Origin of the sequence: Flavobacterium sp. NRK1, assembly GCF_024054175.1 — a bacterium.
Lineage (GTDB): Bacteria > Bacteroidota > Bacteroidia > Flavobacteriales > Flavobacteriaceae > Flavobacterium.
Genome location: NZ_JAMXLA010000001.1, coordinates 2,489,995 through 2,507,415, shown reverse-complemented (window position 1 = coordinate 2,507,415; position 17,421 = coordinate 2,489,995). Strand labels below are relative to the sequence as shown.

Below are 17,421 nucleotides of genomic sequence, written 5' to 3'. Positions count from 1 at the left end.
TTTAGACTATTCTCCTTATATTTATTGCCTCAACCCATTCGTTTCTTCCGCATACTGTACATTTTCCTGTAGTAGGTTCCAACCGCTGTGTATTCGCACAAAAAGTACAGGCATAAATACCTGCTTTAGGTATAACAGTACTTTTTAAATTAAATAACTGCGGCCTGATTGGCAAACCATATCTCACATCTTTATCTTCGTAGAAAAACACACTTATATCTCCATTGGTTTCCATATAAGCATTTCTCAGCTGTCCAAGATGTTCAACTGATTTAAGCCTCATCTCGGCAAAAAATTCATCAAGCGCAAGATCTTCTTTTTCAAAATTCTGAATTGAAAACTGACCATCTTCTATTATACACTGTATTTTACCTTCCATAAAATTTTCAAATCTTTTGCTTTTTGCCAAAAGCCATGTAATAGTTCTGTACATAAATAAAATTATTACAAAAACTGTTGCTGCAGGTATCAATCCTACATCTTCATAAAACATGGGGTCGCCGGCGGCAGAACCCAGAGAAATAATAATTACCACTTCAAAAACAGATAACTGCTTTACCCCTCTTTTTCCGGCAAATCTAAGTGTCAACAGCACTATAATAAACATAATCACTGTTCTGAATATTACCTCAAAAAGAAATTTTACAGGCAGATCATTAAACAGCAATCGTTTCCACTCAAATATATTTTCCATATAGTATCAGAATTGTCATGCTAAAATTAGTAAGACTATCTCTCTCATTAACAAACATTAGCACAACTTTAATACTGCATTAGAAGTAAAGCCAAAATAGCTGTAGTACTTTTATAACACTTAATTACTAACAACAAAAAAATTACAACTATGAACAAAAGAGTAGCCATACTGGCAACCAACGGTTTTGAAGAAAGCGAACTTAAATCGCCAAAAGAATATTTAGAAGAGCAAGGATGGACAGCCGATATTGTAAGCCTTAAAAGCGGTAAAATTAAAGCTTGGGCAAATGGTAACTGGAGTAACGAATATGATGTAAATTATACACTTGACGAAGTTTCATGTTCCGATTATAATGCGCTTGTTTTACCTGGAGGAGTTATAAATCCTGACTTGTTAAGAAGAGAAGAAAGCGCTATCAAATTTGTAAAAGCTTTTTTTGATGAAAAGAAACCTGTAGCTGCTATTTGCCACGGGCCTCAACTATTAATTAATGCCGAGGTAGTAGATGGCAGGGAACTTACATCTTTCCATTCAGTTAAAAAGGATCTGCAGAATGCAGGTGCGAAGTGGGTAGATAAAGAAGTTGTTGTAGATAACGGACTTGTTACAAGCCGTACCCCTGATGATCTGCCTGCCTTTAACAAAAAGATGGTAGAAGAAATAAAAGAAGGAAAACATGAACTTCAAAGAAGTTAATTCAAGGTTGATACTTTGATTCACCGGAAGGCTTTTATACTATTATAGTATAAAAGCTTTCTTTTTTTATATTTACTTAAAAATAAAATAATGAGAACCAAAATAACAATACTGCTTACCCTTATGGTACTAAATGCAAATGCGCAATTAAAACCTGTTACTTATAACGACGGAAACCAAAAGCTTAATGGCTTTGCAGCCAAACCGATAAAAGCACTTAAACAAAAACCAGGTATTCTTATATTACCGACATGGCTTGGTATAAATAACCATTGTAAAGAAGTGGCTGAAAAACTTTCTAAATTGGGTTATCATGCTTTCATAGCTGATATATATGGCGAAGGCAACTATCCTAACACACCACAGGAAGCAGGAAAAATTGCAGGCTTTTATAAAAATGATTACAAAGCCTATCAAAGGCGCATTGCCCTGGCTTTAGAACAATTAATACAAAGCGGAGCCGACGCTGATAATATAGTTGTCATTGGATATTGTTTTGGTGGTACAGGTGCTCTTGAAGCTGCACGTGCAGGTATGAATGTAAAAGGAATAGTAACCTTTCACGGAGATTTAGGTAAAGATGCTTCACGAAAAAATGATGCTATAAAGCCCAAGGTACTTGTACTACATGGTGCAGACGACCCTCATGTACCACAAAAAGATATAGAAGCGTTTCAGAAAGAAATGAATGAAGGTAATGCCGACTGGCAAATGATATATTACAGTAATGCTGTACATGCATTTACAGAGAAAGAAGCGGGAAATGATAACAGTAAAGGCGCAGCCTACAATGAAAAAGCAGACAAACGTTCATGGGAACACTTTATGTTGTTTTTAGACGAATTATTTGTAAGAAAATGATTCTCTTAAATGTTTTCCCTACTTTAGTACCCACAACTATTTTTAATGAAAAAATCACTCTTAATTATCTTAGTGATAATCTGCAAGTCTGTTGCTGGACAAACAAGTCCTTTAAAAAAGGACAGCATTACTAATGAGTACACTATTCGATACAATAAACTAAAAGAATTATATATAAAACAATTAGATTCCGAAAGCTATAAAATAGCGGATAGTCTTCTATATCCATTTGTAAAAAAAAAACATATGAGAAAAATGACAGATATGCCTATGCTTGTTTGGGTAAAATTGAATTTATATGTAACAGAATTTTAAAGTTTTGAGGAAGCGCAAAAAGAGTGGGATGCGATAGAAGCAGCGAAGGAAGTTGAAAGAAAAGAGAATGCAGAATATTATGATTATCTTTTCGAGTCAATGATGAAAACATCTGTTGATATTCATATTAATTCAGAGCAGGATGTGCGTATGGAGCATCCGGAAAAGTTTAGGCAACTCAGTTGCCCTAACTTGACTAATTAAAACAGAAAGCCTTTGCAAATGCAAAGGCTTTCTACTTTTAAAGCATATAGATTATTCAATCCCAATATTATTATATTTATAACATCTTAACTACACCAACTATTTATATTATCATCTATGAAGTTTAATTTTTTCTTTTTTTTGTTTTTTATATCATTCCTGCCTGTACATTCTCAAACCTCCATTAATAGTGATAATTGCGACCCTGAAAGCAAAGAATATAAAGCTCGTTTTGAAAAGCTTAATGATCTTTACGTGAAAATGCTTACTTCGCAGGAATCTATTGATTATGTAAAAAAACTTAATGCTTTTATGGCTAAATTTTATAGCCCGGAATATTTTAAAGCCTTTAAAGACTCAGGCTTTAAAAGCGGTTTTTCTAAACAATGGATTGCTGAAAATTTAGACAAAACTAAGTTTAAATCATATAAAGAAGCCGAAGATATGAGAAAAAGCAATAGTGAAGCTTATGAAATTGTTTTATTACAGAATAAAGAACTTTATGATTATGTGGATGAAATTATGGAAGTGTGCGAAGAAATGATAAATAAGCTCTACATACAGCTTATGGACTATTTTGGAGATAGATTCCATGCTTAATATAAGCCCCCGCAATGCGGGGGCTGTTTATTTAAATGCATATCATTTCTCCCTTATTAAATATCTCATTAATATTATTATATTTATACTTTATATTATAATATTTTAACTGAATGAGAAACATAGTATTGCTTGCAACTTCATGCCTTTTTTTAGCATGTGGCTCTTCGCAGGTTTCAGAACACAAAGATTATGTTAAGGCCGATGTTGCCAAATACATGAAAAGCATAACACCTGCCGACTTAAAAAAACACTTATACATTGTGGCATCCGATGAGATGCAGGGCAGAAACACAGGAGAAGAAGGCCAGAAAAAAGCAGGACGTTACCTGATTGAGCAATATAAAGACAATGGTATGTCATATCCTAAAGGGGCTGATGGTTTTTACCAGACTGTGCCTTCCGAGTTCATGACCAGGCCGTTTAGTCCTAAATTAAATGATTCTGAAAATATTTGGGCTTATATAGAAGGAACGGAAAAACCGGATGAGGTTTTGGTGATTTCTGCACATTATGACCATGTGGGGATGAAAAATGGCGAGGTTTACAATGGTGCAGATGATGACGGATCTGGTACTGTGGCACTTCTTGAAATTGCCCAGGCTTTTATGCAGGCAAAAAAAGACGGATACGGACCTAAACGTTCTATATTATTTCTGCATGTAACAGGTGAAGAGCACGGATTACACGGGTCACGCTATTATTCTGATAATCCTTTATTCCCAATAAAAAACACTATTGCCGATTTAAATATCGATATGATAGGGCGCCGTGATGAAGCTCATAAAGATAATGGTAACTATGTTTACGTAATTGGATCTGACAGATTAAGTACTGATCTTCACAACATCAATGAAGATGCTAATAAAAAATATACTAAACTAACTTTGGATTATACCTTTAATGATAAGAATGATCCAAATCATTTTTACGAAAGGTCAGATCATTACAACTTTGCAAAAAAAGGCATTCCTATTATATTTTACTTTAATGGGGTACATGAAGACTATCATCAGCCGGGTGATAAGCCCGAAAAAATTGAATACGATTTACTGGCAAAAAGAGCACAGCTCGCTTTTGTTACTGCGTGGGAACTGGCAAACAGAGAAAACCGCCCTGTAGTTGATAAAAAGTAAAGCATAAAAAATCCCGCTTAAGCGGGATTTTTTATGCTTTACTTTTCTTTTTTGAATAATTATTAGTTACAAAAAGAATAATCCTGCTTTTTTTTCGTCGCTCAAAAAATTCCCAATTGATTATTACTCCAACTATACAAATAGCCATAAGTACTAATAATAACGATACATAAATAACATCATTAAGACTATCAATATCTGTTATCTTGAGTATAAAAAAATATAATGAGGTAAAAAATACCAGTATAGATAATATAAGAGAAAATAATTTCATGTCCTTTTTTACTTTTAATAAATTGTAAAGAGTTTATAGCAAAAGGGGACGGAAAAATAAATTAATAATTGGTTAGTGCCGCCTTCATTATTGCAAATCTAATAACTTGCAAATACTCCTTCATATTGTTCAATTACTGCAAAATTAGTCATTATAAGACAAATTAAGTTATTTTTTGACAGAAAAATATTTCTTAAAGTGCCAGCATGAGTTGTTGCATGGTAGTATATAATTCCTCTCTCCCTTCTATTTTATATTGAAAAGTGTACGATATTTTATCTTCTAAAAAATCTTTATAATAGCGCGTATCGTGTACCATACGTTCTTCTTCGCTTGCAAAAGCCGGTTGTAAAGTATGATCACTATTACATATTCCTATAACTGAAATATCAAAAATTTCACGGTCATATGTTTCAATAGTACCATGTAAATTATAATCATCGCTTTCAATATTTTTATAAATGTCCATATCAAGTTTAATTGCATGGTCTTTATATTCAGCAGCTACGCTATGCTCATTTTCTTTAAATTTAAAACCTCCGTCATTTTTGAAAAATTCTTTAAATCCTTCAAAAACTTTTTTTACTTCTTCCTTTTTAATTTCCTTTTTGGTGTAGTTATACTTCTTCTTATATTCATCATATTCGGTTTTAATATCAATTTTGACCTTTAAATATCCTATGTCCATAATTTTTATATGTATTATAGTTCAGCAATTTTCTGTTTAAAAAAATTCACATAGAAAAAAGACTCAGGTTTTATACCTGCTTCAATTAGCATAGTGTTAATCTCTTCTATCCTTTTTGTATCTTCCTGGTGGGTTAAATTCAGAAAAAATAAAAACTCATCCAGATTATTGAATTTAAAACTAAGCTTAGTATTAAGTGAATATTCAGTAATGCTAAAGCCGGCTTTTTTTACATCTATACCTGCTTTTTTAAAAGCATCTTTTATTACATCGAAATTATGCTGCATAACTTTTTAATTTAATCATTTACAAATAAGGGCACAAAAAAAGCTCCGGGCACTACTACGAAGCTTTTTTATCAACATTTATAAAAAGTAAGTAAGATTTCTAACTATAATTTATCGTCTTCAACTATTTGAACTTTACCTTGTGGCACATTGCCTGTACTATCTTTTACCAGCAAAACCCCAAGTACATTAAGAGGTATATCTACCGGCTCGCCTGAATGTCTTATTTCATCAAGCAGATGTTCATAATCCATTGGATTAAGCACCAAAGAATCTCCTTTATCTATTTTTTTTGCGAAAAGGTAATTCCTTATTGCCGCTATTGAAATATTATTCCCTATTACTACAAATTCTGACATAGCTTTTAGTTTGTAGTGCTAATTTACTATCAGTAAAATTAAAAATTGAAAAGGTTTTGTTAATTTGTGCAAACTCCCTTGAACCTAATATCTGTATGCTTCGTTTTAAAATGCCTATCTTTGCGCAAAATATAGCATTTACATGGCGACATTCCACGATTTAGATTTACCAAAAGCATTGCAAAAAGCCTTAGATGAACTTGGCTTTACTACCCCTACCCCTATACAGGAAAGGGCTATGCCGGTTATACTTTCAGGCCGCGATATGATGGGAATTGCGCAAACAGGTACCGGTAAAACCTTTGCTTATCTGCTGCCAATTTTAAAACAATGGAAATTTGCTAATGTGCACGTACCACGCGTAGTAATTATTGTACCTACCCGCGAACTGGTTGTTCAGGTAGCTGAAGAAGTGGAAAAACTTACGGCTTACATGTCTGTGCGTGTATTAGGCGTTTATGGCGGTGTAAATATAAATACGCAAAAAACAAGAGTTTATGAGGGCGTAGATATTCTTGTTGGTACACCCGGCAGGATGATGGATCTGGCACTTGATAATGTTGTGCGCTTTGACGAGGTAAAAAAACTTGTTATTGATGAGTTTGACGAAATTCTTAATCTTGGTTTCAGATTTCAGATCACATCTATTTTATCAATGATGAAGTCTAAAAGGCAAAATATACTATTCTCTGCCACCATGACCGATGACGTAGATGAAATGCTTAACGACTTTTTCGATTTCCCAGAAGAAGTATCTCTTGCAGCAAGCGGTACCCCTCTTGAAAAAATTACACAATTAGGTTATAAAGTACCTAATTTCCTTACCAAAATAAACCTGCTTAAAGAGCTGCTTACAAACGAAGAGCTAAGCCGCATACTTGTTTTTGTAAATAATAAAAAAACTGCCGACCTGGTTATGGAAGCCCTTGAAGAAGAATATGCAGATCAGTTTGGTGTTATTCACTCGAACAAATCGCAAAACTACAGGCTTAATACTATGGCTTCTTTCCAACAGGGAGAAATAAGAGGTATTGTTACTACAGATGTTATGGCGCGTGGCCTTGACATTTCAGATATTACCCATGTTATTAATATGGAATTTCCGGAAGTACCTGAACAGTATATTCACCGTATTGGACGTACCGGACGTGCTGACAAGGAAGGTATTGCCATAAGTTTTATTGCACCATCTGAAGAAGATATTGAAATAGAAGCAGAGGTACTAATGGAAAAGGAAATTAAATTCCTTGATATTCCTGAAAATGTAGAAATTGCAGAACGCAGGCTTGATTTTGAGAAAGATAAAAAGAAAATGAAGGTTCTGCTTAAAAAGCCAAAACAGGAAGGCGGAGCGGCTTTTCATGACAAAAAAGAAAAAAATAAAAAGGTTAACCTTGGCGGGCCCGGAAAAACCAAACCAAGAAAAACTGCACCCCGAAATCGTGCTGTTGAAGCTAAAAGAGCTGCAAAAAAGAAAAAGGGAAAATAGAATATTTATAAAAGAAGTGCTGTATCATGTGATACAGCACTTCTTTTATAAAGAGATTTTTTGTTTAATGTCCGGCAGTGTTCGTGGCATGCTCAACATCTTTTAATTTGCGTGAACAATATATCCCAAAGAAAAGCACATAACAGTAACACAGTACAGGCACTACAAACGAATGCTGAACTCCATATACAGGATCAGAATCGGCAATGGCTCCCTGAATAACCGGAACAAGCGCCCCGCCTAAAATTGCCATTACAAGTAATGATGAACCCTGACTGGTATATTTCCCAAGTCCTGATATACCTAATGTATAAATATTGGAGAACATGATTGAATTAAAGATACCAATACCTAATATACTATACATAGCCATTTCGCCCTGATTGAACATAGCAGATAACAATAGTGTAACATTTATAGCTGCAAATACAGCAAGCGTTCTTGCAGGTGCTGATTTACCTATCATAAATGCTACAAAATTTAGCGCAAGGAATACTAGGAAGAAACTCATTTGAGCAAATGTAAGATCTACAATACTGTAAATTAAAAGGAAGACAAGTGCAGCAGTAACAATCATTAATAATGATTTTTTAGCCTGACTCATGCTGTGGCTTAACGATATAGCTCCCAAAAATCGTCCTATCATAGCGCCACCCCAATACATTGCCAGGTAGTTTTTACTTACTGCCTCACTCAGGCCCATTATATAATCCTTTTCAAGGAAACTAATAATAAAGCTTCCTACAGCTACCTCTCCACCCACATAGCAGAAAATACCAAGAACACCCAGTTTAAGCTGTGGGAATTTTAAAGCTCCAAGACCTTTAGTTTCTACTTCTTCTTCCGCCTGAAATGATGGAAGCTTTACGTTATAAATAAGCAGTGCTACTAATAAAAGGATACCTGCAAATACCACATATGGAATACGAGTAGCTTCGGCAGTAATCTCATGGTCTGCACTTGATCCAAATATAAGGAAACCTCCTAATATTGGTGCTATTGTAGTACCAAAAGCATTGAATGCCTGTGTCATATTTAACCGGCTCGATGCACTGTCTTCTGTGCCTAAAAGTGAAACATAGGCATTCGCTGTAATTTGAAGAATGGTAAAGCCAAGCCCTAAAACGAAAAGCGCACCTAAAAATAATCCGTAAGCTGAAAATGTAGCAGCCGGATAAAACAATACGCAACCTAATGCTGAAACAATAATACCGCTTATAATACCCTTTTTGTAACCTATTTTATTAACAGGATCTCCGTAAAAATAGGAAACAAGAAAATAAGCCAGTGAGCCTAAAAAGTAAGCTCCAAAAAAACAAAACTGCACAAGCATAGATTCAAAGAAGGTAAGCTGGAACAGTTTTTTAAGATAAGGTATCAATATGTCATTCATACAGGTAATAAAACCCCACATGAAAAATAAAAGTGTAATGGTAATCAGGGGAACAGTATAATTTGTGCCCTGATTCTTTTGTGTTGTAGTATTCATTAATAGATGTTATTTTGGACGCACAAATTATAAATTTAATAGGTATTAGCCTTACTGTTAAATAACTTTTAAATTATTCTAAAAAAAATAAGGGCATTGAAAATAATTCAATACCCTAATATATAAATAATGGCATTTTTATATAAAAAAAGCCATTATAGTAATAAAAATGAAATACGAAAACGTGGTAAATGCTATATAAAGCATTAAAATTTATTTATTAGGCGTAAATACAAGACACACTGGTGAGCATATATCAATCTTCTTACCCGTATCTGTTAGCAAACCTGTAGTTTTGTCTCTTTTAAAAATAATGATGTTGTTAGAGTTCTGATTAGCCAGTAACAAATAATTATCTGCAGGGCCAATTACAAAATTTCGCGGACCTTCACCCATTGTTCCAATTTGCTGTACCTGGTTTAGCATTCCGTTTGAATGTACTTTAAAAACAGTAATAGTATTTGCCTCTCCTCTGTTGGTAGCATATAAATACTTTCCGTCATTAGAAAAAGATATATGAGCAGCACCATTAGCATCTGTACAATCTTTTGTTGTAAGGCTGGTTTCCTGTATCAATTCAACTTTATCGTTTATATAACTGTAAACATTTAAGGAAGCTGTAAGCTCATTTAATAGATAAATAAAAATACCATTAGGGTTAAAAGCAAGATGCCGTGGTCCGCTTCCGGCCTTAACGTCAATAGTTTCTTTTAAAACAAGGGTTTTATCATCTCCGTCAGGATTATACTTATAAATATAAATTTTATCAGTACCCAGGTCATTCGAAAATACATACTTTTTATCGGGTGAAAAATAAACCATGTGAACATGGGCTTTCTCCTGACGGTCTTTATTTACACTATTCCCTTTATGTTTTATAACTTGTTTGGAATCGGTAAGGCTGCCATCATTCTTTTTACCAAAAACGGTTATACTTCCGCCCGTATAATTTGCTACAATTACATTTTTATCGTCATTAATAATATAGCATGGATCTGCACCTTCAGAATCTCTTTTATTAAGCTGCTGCAGCTTTCCACTACTGGGAGTATATTTAAAGGCGCTCACATTGCTTTTGTCACCATTTTCATTTACACTGTAAATTACATTATTCTCTTTATTTACGGTTAAATAGCTCGGGTTTATTACTCCATCTGTACTGTTTTTCTCTTTAAAACTGAGTGTATTTACATTAAAATCATACACATAAATACCCTTACTCTCACATGCATTGGTATAAGTACCAATAACAAGGTTATAATTGTCCTGTGCGCTGGCATTCATACATACAGCCAATAGTAGAAATTTTATTATTTTCATTATTTGCATTTTGATCTGAACAAAAGTAAACCATTTAACTATGTATGTAAAATTTATCGGGCGTATTTGCTATGCGGTTTAGAATAAAAATTTGTATTTTTGACAAACTTTCAAACGAATGCAGTTCAAACACCCGGAAATTCTATACTTTCTTTTCCTGCTTGCAATTCCCATATTGGTTCATTTGTTTCAATTGCGCCGTTTCCAAAAAGAATATTTTACCAATGTACGTTTCCTGAAGGAACTGAGCATGCAGACCCGTAAAAGCTCAACCATAAAAAAATGGCTTTTACTTGCGGTTCGCCTCCTGCTATTAACCTGCCTTATTATTTCATTTGCACAGCCCTTTTTTAAAGCAAAAGACGATGATAATAAAGGTAATGAAATGGTTATTTTACTTGATAATTCATTCTCTATGCAGGCCAAAGGCAGTAAAGGTGAATTACTCAAACGTGCAGTACAGGACATTCTTGAAAACACTCCAGAAGACCAGCAGTTTTCGCTTATAACAAATACAAACGCCTGGTGGGACACCGATGTAAAATCGATACAAAAAGACCTGCAGAATATAAAATACAGTGATATTCCTTTTCGACCGGATTTTCTTTTAACCAAAGCCTATTCTAAAAATCCTGATACCGGTAAAGATGTTGTAATTATTACCGATGCCGTTAACCTTGATAGCAAAGATTTAAGTAAACTCAATACCACTACCCCCGCCTATTTTATTATTCCGGAAGCAGAAAACACAGCAAACATAGCTATAGACAGCGTTTATATCTCTCAGGTAATGGACAACTTTTATGAGATTAAAGTAAACATGGAAGCCTACGGTGATATTAAAAATGACGTACCTATTGCCTTATACAACGGAAAAGACCTTACAGCTAAGACTATTATAAAATTTGACACTCCAAAAAAATCAGGTACGTTTACTATTCCTAAAAAAGATTTTCATGGTTATGTTTCAATAAATGATAATAGCCTAGATTATGACAACAACTATTATTTCAGTATTTCCAAACCTGAAAAATCTAATGTAATTGCTATTGGCGATGCCGCTAAAAATAATTTCCTTTCAAGGATCTATACAGAAGATGATTTTAATTTTACTTCTGCGGAACTGAGAACACTTGATTATAATATTCTTGAGAAGCAGGATGCCATAATTCTGAACGAGATTAAAGATATACCTCAGGCACTTATAACAACGCTTAAAACATTTTATGCAAAAGGCGGTAATGTTGTAATAATACCAGCATCTGACAGCAGTCTGCAAAACCTGAACAGCCTTATGGCTATATTTGGCGGAAGCCAGTTTAAAAGCCTTAACAGCAATGAAAGGCAAATTACCAAAATTGCTTTTAGTCATCCTTTATATGCTACAGTTTTTGAAAAGAAAGTAGTTAATTTTCAGTATCCAAAAGTAAATACAGGGTTTACATTAAACGGAAATGCATTATCTGTGCTTAGCTATGATGACCAAACTCCTTTCCTTGCTTCAATAAGCAACAAACTTGGTAATGTATATATTTTTACAGCACCTATAAATAAAACAAACAGTAATTTCCAAAATTCGCCGCTTATAGTGCCTACCTTTAACAATATGGCACAAAACAACGGAAAAACAGGAATTAGTGCCTTAACCATTGGCGAAAATAAAAGTTTGTTATTGGATGCCTTACTATCTAAAGATGAAGTGCTGACCGTAAAAAATGAGACTTCAGACTTTATACCGATGCAGCAATTATTAAATAATAAAGTAAAGCTGTCTTTTGGCGATTATCCTGACGAAGCAGGTAATTATGCAGTGTATAAAAGCAATCAGATACTTAAAAACATAAGCTTTAACCATGCAAGGACGGAAAGTAATCTTGCCCTGCAAAACAAAGCTCTTGCAGATAATTTTACCAAAGCCGATTCGGTAGCTACGGTATATAACGATATTAAATCGGAGAGAACAGCCAACGAACTATGGAAATGGTTCATTATAGGCACATTGATTTTCCTGTTAGTTGAACTTTTTATTCAAAAATTTATAAAATGAACCTGATATTTAAAAACGCCATTATTATAGATAAAAACAGTCCGTTTCATAAACAGGCTGTTGACATACAGGTTGAAGGCGGCATTATTAAAAAGATAGGCAAAAACATCAAGGCAGATGATTTTGAAACAATAGAACTTGATAACCTACATATTTCTAAAGGATGGTTTGACAGCTCTGTAAGCCTTGGCGAACCGGGTTATGAAGACAGGGAAACCATTGCAAACGGACTTGATGTTGCAGCACAAAGCGGTTTTACAGATATTGCATTACAGCCAACCGGTAATCCTATAGCCGAAAGACAGGCGGATATTAATTTTTTACTGAGCAAATCGGCACATGCTGCTACAAAGCTTCACCCTATAGGGGCATTAACAAAAAATAGTGAAGGTAAAGATATTGCCGAGCTTTTTGATATGAAAAATGCCGGAGCGATTGCTTTTGGAGACTATAACAAATCTATTACCGATGCAGGTATTTTAAAAATTGCACTGCAATATGTTCAGGACTTTAACGGACTGGTAATTGCTTTTGCACAGGACAGCAACATAAAAGGTAAAGGTGTTGTTCACGAAGGTATTGTAAGCACGAGATTAGGCTTAAAAGGTATCCCTGCACTTGCTGAAGAACTTCAAATTGCACGTAACCTGTACCTATTAGAATATACGGGGGGTAAAATGCATATTCCTACGGTTTCTACAGCTAAATCGGTTCAACTTATACGTGAAGCCAAAGCTAAAGGACTTAATGTTACCTGTAGCGTTGCAATACATAATTTAATACTTACTGATGAAGTACTTACCGATTTTGATACACGCTATAAAGTAATGCCTCCACTACGCCCGGATGCAGAAAGAAAAATACTTATAGACGCGGTACTGGATGGCACAATTGATATTATAACCTCTGACCACAACCCTATTGACATAGAGAATAAAAAACTGGAATTTGACTTGGCTAAAGACGGTACTATAGGTTTTGAAAGTGCATTTGGTGCATTACAGACCATACTTCCGCTAGAGGTAATTGTAGAGAAATTTACAGCAGGTAAAATTGTTTTTGGTTTTGCCAATCATGATATTGCTGAAGATTCTGTAGCATCGTTTACATTATTTAATCCTGATACACACTGGACTTTTAGCAAAGCTGATATCAAATCAAAATCAAAGAACTCAGCATTTCTTGGTTTAGCACTTAAAGGAAAAGCATACGGTATTTACAATCAGGGAAAATTACTATTGAATGAATAACACAATGAATAACGATTTAGAAAAAGGGAAAACAAACGCTATAATTGCATACCTGCATATTATTGGCTGTATTATTGCTATGGTAATGAACAGTGATGCTGAAAAGAAAAGTGCATTTGCATCTTTCCATATAAGACAATCTTTAGGGCTTACCCTGTTATCTATGTTATTAGGATCAACAATTTCGAACTTTGACAGCTGGTTAGTAACAGGTCCTTTTTACTTATTTTTCTTTGTTCTTTGGACGTATGGTTTTATAGGAGCAATTCAGGGACAAATGAATTTGATTCCTTTGTTAGGCCCATTTTTTCAAAAACTTTTTAAAGGCTTATAATTAAATGGATTTATCATTATACCACCTCATCAGAGAACCAAAAATAAAAAAGGAAAAAAATCCTTTATTACTGTTGCTACATGGTTACGGCAGTAACGAGGAAGATCTTTTTTCATTTGCTGCACAATTGCCGGATGAGTACTTCATTGTGTCAGCAAGGGCGCCATATCAGCTTCCCCCTTATGGGAATGCATGGTATGCCATTACGTTTGATAATGACATGAATAAATTTTCAGACGACAAACAGGCAATAGAATCTCGCGACCTTATCGTGAAATTTATTGATGAGCTTATTGACACCTATCCTATAGATAAAGACAATGTTACACTGGTTGGCTTTAGTCAGGGTGCTATTTTAAGTTACGCTGTAGCCCTAACCTATCCTGAGAAGATAAAAAGAGTTCTGGCTTTAAGCGGTTACCTGAATATGGATATTGTTGGAACAAACCTGCATGCAGAAGATGCAGCAAAAGTAAGGTTCTTTATCTCTCATGGTGTTGTAGATCAGGTTATCCCTGTGGAATGGGCACGCAAAGCACCGGAATTCCTTAAAAATTTAGGTCTTGATGTAGAGTACCATGAATATAATGCCGGACACGGTGTTGCGCCTCAAAATTTTTATGATTTAGTAAACTGGCTGAATAAATAGACTCTTTTTCATATATATAAATAAATTGCCCTTTTAGAATAACTAAAAGGGCAATTTTTATATTAGACCAATACTCTTTAAAATTTGTTCAATCAACTTTTTATCGAGCTCGACTTCGGATAAAATAGCTTCTACTTTCTCAATTTCTTTGTATTTAACCGCTAAATCAAATTTATCTATAAGACCACACTTACATACAATCTTTCATTAACTGCCATACCTTTATATTTATTCATCCTAATGAGGCAATTTACTTTTCAGTACTCCATAAAAGTAAGTACCTACTAAAGCACCTAGCAGCACTATACCAATTCCGTAGAAGCCGGCACCAATAAGTATATACATTGGTCCCGGACAGGTACCTACAAGGCCCCAGCCTAGACCAAATAATATACCACCTATTAAATAGTTGGTAAAACCTTTTTCCTTATCGGGTATAACTATTGGCTGCCCTGTAACGTCTTTTATATTGTTTCGTTTAATAATCTGTAAACCTACAGTACCAACTAGTACAGCAGTCATGATGATACCAAACATATGAAACGACTGAAAATGGAACATCTCGTAAATGCGATACCATGATACCGCTTCCGATTTGGTTAATACAATACCAAACACCACACCAACAAGTAAGAATTTTATAAATTTCATAAGAAGAAGCTTAATTAAATAATAAAGGTAAAAGCAGCCATGACATAATAAGTCCGCCAATAAAAAATCCGATAACTGCAATAAGCGATGGTAGCTGTAGGTTACTTAATCCGGTAATAGCATGCCCGGAAGTACATCCGCCGGCATAACGCGTACCAAAACCTACCAATATTCCACCGAATAATAATATCATTAGAATTTTAGGCGACTGCAACGCTTCTGCACTGGTTAGCGCATCAGGCAATAGCTTACCTTCCGGTGCATCTATATGCATACGTTGTAATTCAGTAACAGTTTGAGGATTAATCTGTACTGTATGCACAGAAGGATCACTTAAAAAGTGTACAGCTATATAGCCGCCAAGCACCGCACCAAGCACAACGACAAGGTTCCATCGTTGTGATTTCCAGTCGAACCTGAAAAACTCTGTAGATTTTCCCGCTCCTAAAATAGTACACATAGTGCGCAGGTTAGAAGACATTCCAAAAGTTTTACCGAAATAGATTAAAGCCAGCATAATTGACCCAATAAGGAATCCTGACACATACCACGGCCAGGTACCGTATAAACTCTCCATGATTGTTTAATTTTTTACAAAAGTAACAATTCAGGTTCACTATTATATATAAGATGTAAGATAATATACATTCGCCATCAGACATTAAAATTCTGTCAAAATCATTACTTTTGAATTACAATTGATCAACTATGAAAAAGTACCTTATTATAGCTTTCTTATTAATGGCATTGGTTACATCGTGTGTAAGTACCCGTAACACTATCAGAAATATAGATGATACAGCGATAATGCCGCCTCTTAGTAAAGAGAAAACGTTTATTGTTACCGAAATAAGCAGCGATAAAAAATATGGTTATGACCAGGACTATCCTGTAAACCTTGGATTTTTACCTATAACTATTGCAGAGATGAATGTAAAACGCTTCTTTGGTGCTTTATCAGGCCCTGAAGGACAGCAGATTACTTATACTAAGGTTGACAGCTGCTGCCCTTTCCCTTCTAAGAAAAATGATATGGGTGCCGGTATATTAGATATTTATGAGGTAACCTGGGAAGGTCTTGCTACTCCTAAGCGCATATACATAAACCTTTATGAAAAAGGAAAAGTAATTGCGCCTCATGGCTTTGGCATACGTCAAATAGTACCATAAGCACAGTCTATAGTCTTACTGTAAAGGGATGGCTTTTTATTTTTATCTTTGCACCAAATTATAACACAACAATGAACTTACAGAATATACCTCAAATTAAAAATACAGATAGCGGAAACTTTTTTCTTCTTGCAGGGCCTTGTGCTATTGAAGGAGAAGAAATGGCATTACGCATAGCCGAGAAAACAGTTGAAGTAACCAGCAGATTACAGATACCTTACGTTTTTAAAGGCTCATTTAAAAAAGCAAACCGTTCAAGAGTAGATAGCTTTACAGGCATTGGTGATGAAAAAGCACTTAAAATACTTCGTAAAGTATCTGAAACTTTTGGCGTACCAACTATTACAGATATCCATACTGAACAGGATGCTGCTATGGCTGCACAATATGTAGATATACTTCAGATTCCTGCTTTCCTTGTGCGCCAGACAGACCTTGTTGTGGCTGCCGCAGAAACAGGAAGAACTGTTAACCTTAAAAAAGGTCAGTTTATGAGCCCAGAGAGTATGAAACATGCTGTACAAAAAGTACTGGACTCTAAAAATGAAAATGTAATGGTTACCGATCGTGGTACTATGTTTGGCTACCAGGATATGATTGTTGATTACAGAGGCATACCTACAATGCAGCAATTTGCAACAACTGTGCTGGATGTTACCCATTCGCTACAACAGCCTAATCAGACTATTGGTGTAACAGGAGGAAGACCGGATATGATTGAAACTGTTGCCAAAGCGGGTATTGCAGTAGGTGTGGATGGTATTTTTATAGAAACACACTTTGACCCTGCAGATGCTAAAAGTGATGGTGCTAATATGCTGCACCTTGACTACTTTGGAGGTTTAATGGAAAAACTGGTAGCGATTAGAAAAACAATAAATCAGTTTTAATTAAATTGATTTGAA

21 protein-coding genes are annotated in these 17,421 nt (G+C 34.8%); 12 read left to right on the top strand and 9 right to left on the bottom strand.

Annotated features, from left to right (window positions below; genetic code table 11):
• Position 1: 1 nt before the first annotated feature.
• Entirely contained in the window at positions 2 to 694 is a 693-nt protein-coding gene (locus NHE85_RS11505) for a DUF421 domain-containing protein (RefSeq protein ID WP_252812171.1), read from the bottom strand.
• A 150-nt stretch (positions 695 to 844) separates the two neighbouring features.
• Here NHE85_RS11505 and NHE85_RS11500 point away from each other — a divergent pair, with 150 nt between their 5' ends.
• From NHE85_RS11500 to NHE85_RS11480, 5 genes are all read left to right on the top strand, one after another.
• Positions 845 to 1,393, top strand: a complete 549-nt coding sequence (locus NHE85_RS11500; RefSeq protein ID WP_252812170.1) for a type 1 glutamine amidotransferase domain-containing protein — start codon at positions 845 to 847, stop codon at positions 1,391 to 1,393.
• A 90-nt stretch (positions 1,394 to 1,483) separates the two neighbouring features.
• Positions 1,484 to 2,254 (top strand): dienelactone hydrolase family protein, encoded by a 771-nt coding sequence (locus tag NHE85_RS11495; RefSeq protein ID WP_252812169.1) that lies wholly within the window; start codon positions 1,484 to 1,486, stop codon positions 2,252 to 2,254.
• A gap of 45 nt (positions 2,255 to 2,299) precedes the next feature.
• Positions 2,300 to 2,569, top strand: coding sequence for a hypothetical protein (locus tag NHE85_RS11490; protein ID WP_252812168.1), 270 nt, complete (start codon positions 2,300 to 2,302; stop codon positions 2,567 to 2,569).
• A 321-nt stretch (positions 2,570 to 2,890) separates the two neighbouring features.
• Positions 2,891 to 3,373 (top strand): hypothetical protein, encoded by a 483-nt coding sequence (locus NHE85_RS11485; protein WP_252812167.1) that lies wholly within the window; start codon positions 2,891 to 2,893, stop codon positions 3,371 to 3,373.
• 113 nt (positions 3,374 to 3,486) lie between these two features.
• Positions 3,487 to 4,509: a M28 family metallopeptidase gene (locus NHE85_RS11480; RefSeq protein WP_252812166.1), complete on the top strand. Its 1,023-nt coding sequence runs from the start codon at positions 3,487 to 3,489 to the stop codon at positions 4,507 to 4,509.
• 31 nt (positions 4,510 to 4,540) lie between these two features.
• Here the strand turns inward: NHE85_RS11480 and NHE85_RS11475 are convergent, their stop codons facing one another.
• The 4 genes from NHE85_RS11475 to NHE85_RS11460 form a co-directional block, all read right to left on the bottom strand.
• Positions 4,541 to 4,783: a hypothetical protein gene (locus tag NHE85_RS11475; protein ID WP_252812165.1), complete on the bottom strand. Its 243-nt coding sequence runs from the start codon at positions 4,781 to 4,783 to the stop codon at positions 4,541 to 4,543.
• 193 nt (positions 4,784 to 4,976) lie between these two features.
• Positions 4,977 to 5,471 (bottom strand): hypothetical protein, encoded by a 495-nt coding sequence (locus NHE85_RS11470; protein ID WP_252812164.1) that lies wholly within the window; start codon positions 5,469 to 5,471, stop codon positions 4,977 to 4,979.
• A gap of 14 nt (positions 5,472 to 5,485) precedes the next feature.
• On the bottom strand, positions 5,486 to 5,758 hold the full coding sequence (locus NHE85_RS11465) for a hypothetical protein (protein WP_252812163.1): 273 nt from the start codon (positions 5,756 to 5,758) through the stop codon (positions 5,486 to 5,488).
• Positions 5,759 to 5,862: 104 nt separating this feature from the next.
• A complete protein-coding gene (locus NHE85_RS11460; protein ID WP_252812162.1) occupies positions 5,863 to 6,117 on the bottom strand; it encodes a hypothetical protein in 255 nt (84 codons plus the stop codon).
• Positions 6,118 to 6,259: 142 nt separating this feature from the next.
• Between NHE85_RS11460 and NHE85_RS11455 the strand changes: the two genes are divergently transcribed.
• Positions 6,260 to 7,606 carry a DEAD/DEAH box helicase gene (locus NHE85_RS11455; RefSeq protein ID WP_252812161.1) on the top strand — a complete coding sequence of 449 codons (1,347 nt, stop codon included), beginning with the start codon at positions 6,260 to 6,262 and terminating at the stop codon, positions 7,604 to 7,606.
• A 64-nt stretch (positions 7,607 to 7,670) separates the two neighbouring features.
• Here NHE85_RS11455 and NHE85_RS11450 read toward each other — a convergent pair whose 3' ends face one another.
• The gene (locus NHE85_RS11450) at positions 7,671 to 9,095 is read right to left on the bottom strand and encodes a sugar MFS transporter (RefSeq protein WP_252812160.1); all 1,425 of its coding nucleotides are present in this window, start codon (positions 9,093 to 9,095) and stop codon (positions 7,671 to 7,673) included.
• A gap of 213 nt (positions 9,096 to 9,308) precedes the next feature.
• On the bottom strand, positions 9,309 to 10,415 hold the full coding sequence (locus NHE85_RS11445; RefSeq protein WP_252812159.1) for a lactonase family protein: 1,107 nt from the start codon (positions 10,413 to 10,415) through the stop codon (positions 9,309 to 9,311).
• A gap of 118 nt (positions 10,416 to 10,533) precedes the next feature.
• Between NHE85_RS11445 and NHE85_RS11440 the strand changes: the two genes are divergently transcribed.
• The 4 genes from NHE85_RS11440 to NHE85_RS11425 are packed head-to-tail and all read left to right on the top strand — an operon-like array spanning position 10,534 to position 14,695.
• Positions 10,534 to 12,462, top strand: coding sequence for a BatA and WFA domain-containing protein (locus NHE85_RS11440; RefSeq protein ID WP_252812158.1), 1,929 nt, complete (start codon positions 10,534 to 10,536; stop codon positions 12,460 to 12,462).
• Positions 12,459 to 13,712 carry a dihydroorotase family protein gene (locus NHE85_RS11435; protein WP_252812157.1) on the top strand — a complete coding sequence of 418 codons (1,254 nt, stop codon included), beginning with the start codon at positions 12,459 to 12,461 and terminating at the stop codon, positions 13,710 to 13,712. The genes NHE85_RS11440 and NHE85_RS11435 overlap by 4 nt, the downstream gene beginning before the upstream one ends.
• The gene (locus NHE85_RS11430; protein ID WP_308219356.1) at positions 13,705 to 14,046 is read left to right on the top strand and encodes a hypothetical protein; all 342 of its coding nucleotides are present in this window, start codon (positions 13,705 to 13,707) and stop codon (positions 14,044 to 14,046) included. Before NHE85_RS11435 ends, NHE85_RS11430 begins: the two co-directional genes overlap by 8 nt.
• A 4-nt stretch (positions 14,047 to 14,050) precedes the next feature.
• Complete coding sequence (locus NHE85_RS11425; protein WP_252812156.1) at positions 14,051 to 14,695, top strand: alpha/beta hydrolase; 645 nt, start codon at positions 14,051 to 14,053, stop codon at positions 14,693 to 14,695.
• Positions 14,696 to 14,932: 237 nt separating this feature from the next.
• On the opposite strand, the gene NHE85_RS11420 is transcribed toward NHE85_RS11425, so the two are convergent.
• Both NHE85_RS11420 and NHE85_RS11415 read right to left on the bottom strand, forming a co-directional pair.
• On the bottom strand, positions 14,933 to 15,346 hold the full coding sequence (locus NHE85_RS11420; RefSeq protein WP_252812155.1) for a DUF6691 family protein: 414 nt from the start codon (positions 15,344 to 15,346) through the stop codon (positions 14,933 to 14,935).
• Between the two features lie 10 nt (positions 15,347 to 15,356).
• Entirely contained in the window at positions 15,357 to 15,923 is a 567-nt protein-coding gene (locus NHE85_RS11415; RefSeq protein WP_252812154.1) for a YeeE/YedE family protein, read from the bottom strand.
• A 131-nt stretch (positions 15,924 to 16,054) separates the two neighbouring features.
• On the opposite strand from NHE85_RS11415, the gene NHE85_RS11410 reads away from it, so the two are divergent.
• Together NHE85_RS11410 and kdsA are read left to right on the top strand one after the other, a co-directional pair.
• Positions 16,055 to 16,516: a 2-dehydro-3-deoxyphosphooctonate aldolase gene (locus NHE85_RS11410; RefSeq protein WP_252812153.1), complete on the top strand. Its 462-nt coding sequence runs from the start codon at positions 16,055 to 16,057 to the stop codon at positions 16,514 to 16,516.
• A gap of 71 nt (positions 16,517 to 16,587) precedes the next feature.
• Positions 16,588 to 17,406 carry a 3-deoxy-8-phosphooctulonate synthase gene (kdsA, locus tag NHE85_RS11405; protein ID WP_252812152.1) on the top strand — a complete coding sequence of 273 codons (819 nt, stop codon included), beginning with the start codon at positions 16,588 to 16,590 and terminating at the stop codon, positions 17,404 to 17,406.
• The last annotated feature ends 15 nt before the right edge of the window (positions 17,407 to 17,421 follow it).

What these genes read in the sequence shown, in the direction of transcription:
- NHE85_RS11505 (WP_252812171.1), bottom strand. Translation starts at nt 694, where the DNA reads ATGGAAAATATATTTGAGTGGAAACGATTGCTGTTTAATGATCTGCCT.
- NHE85_RS11500 (WP_252812170.1), top strand. Translation starts at nt 845, where the DNA reads ATGAACAAAAGAGTAGCCATACTGGCAACCAACGGTTTTGAAGAAAGC.
- NHE85_RS11495 (WP_252812169.1), top strand. Translation starts at nt 1,484, where the DNA reads ATGAGAACCAAAATAACAATACTGCTTACCCTTATGGTACTAAATGCA.
- NHE85_RS11490 (WP_252812168.1), top strand. Translation starts at nt 2,300, where the DNA reads ATGAAAAAATCACTCTTAATTATCTTAGTGATAATCTGCAAGTCTGTT.
- NHE85_RS11485 (WP_252812167.1), top strand. Translation starts at nt 2,891, where the DNA reads ATGAAGTTTAATTTTTTCTTTTTTTTGTTTTTTATATCATTCCTGCCT.
- NHE85_RS11480 (WP_252812166.1), top strand. Translation starts at nt 3,487, where the DNA reads ATGAGAAACATAGTATTGCTTGCAACTTCATGCCTTTTTTTAGCATGT.
- NHE85_RS11475 (WP_252812165.1), bottom strand. Translation starts at nt 4,783, where the DNA reads ATGAAATTATTTTCTCTTATATTATCTATACTGGTATTTTTTACCTCA.
- NHE85_RS11470 (WP_252812164.1), bottom strand. Translation starts at nt 5,471, where the DNA reads ATGGACATAGGATATTTAAAGGTCAAAATTGATATTAAAACCGAATAT.
- NHE85_RS11465 (WP_252812163.1), bottom strand. Translation starts at nt 5,758, where the DNA reads ATGCAGCATAATTTCGATGTAATAAAAGATGCTTTTAAAAAAGCAGGT.
- NHE85_RS11460 (WP_252812162.1), bottom strand. Translation starts at nt 6,117, where the DNA reads ATGTCAGAATTTGTAGTAATAGGGAATAATATTTCAATAGCGGCAATA.
- NHE85_RS11455 (WP_252812161.1), top strand. Translation starts at nt 6,260, where the DNA reads ATGGCGACATTCCACGATTTAGATTTACCAAAAGCATTGCAAAAAGCC.
- NHE85_RS11450 (WP_252812160.1), bottom strand. Translation starts at nt 9,095, where the DNA reads ATGAATACTACAACACAAAAGAATCAGGGCACAAATTATACTGTTCCC.
- NHE85_RS11445 (WP_252812159.1), bottom strand. Translation starts at nt 10,415, where the DNA reads ATGAAAATAATAAAATTTCTACTATTGGCTGTATGTATGAATGCCAGC.
- NHE85_RS11440 (WP_252812158.1), top strand. Translation starts at nt 10,534, where the DNA reads ATGCAGTTCAAACACCCGGAAATTCTATACTTTCTTTTCCTGCTTGCA.
- NHE85_RS11435 (WP_252812157.1), top strand. Translation starts at nt 12,459, where the DNA reads ATGAACCTGATATTTAAAAACGCCATTATTATAGATAAAAACAGTCCG.
- NHE85_RS11430 (WP_308219356.1), top strand. Translation starts at nt 13,705, where the DNA reads ATGAATAACACAATGAATAACGATTTAGAAAAAGGGAAAACAAACGCT.
- NHE85_RS11425 (WP_252812156.1), top strand. Translation starts at nt 14,051, where the DNA reads ATGGATTTATCATTATACCACCTCATCAGAGAACCAAAAATAAAAAAG.
- NHE85_RS11420 (WP_252812155.1), bottom strand. Translation starts at nt 15,346, where the DNA reads ATGAAATTTATAAAATTCTTACTTGTTGGTGTGGTGTTTGGTATTGTA.
- NHE85_RS11415 (WP_252812154.1), bottom strand. Translation starts at nt 15,923, where the DNA reads ATGGAGAGTTTATACGGTACCTGGCCGTGGTATGTGTCAGGATTCCTT.
- NHE85_RS11410 (WP_252812153.1), top strand. Translation starts at nt 16,055, where the DNA reads ATGAAAAAGTACCTTATTATAGCTTTCTTATTAATGGCATTGGTTACA.
- kdsA (WP_252812152.1), top strand. Translation starts at nt 16,588, where the DNA reads ATGAACTTACAGAATATACCTCAAATTAAAAATACAGATAGCGGAAAC.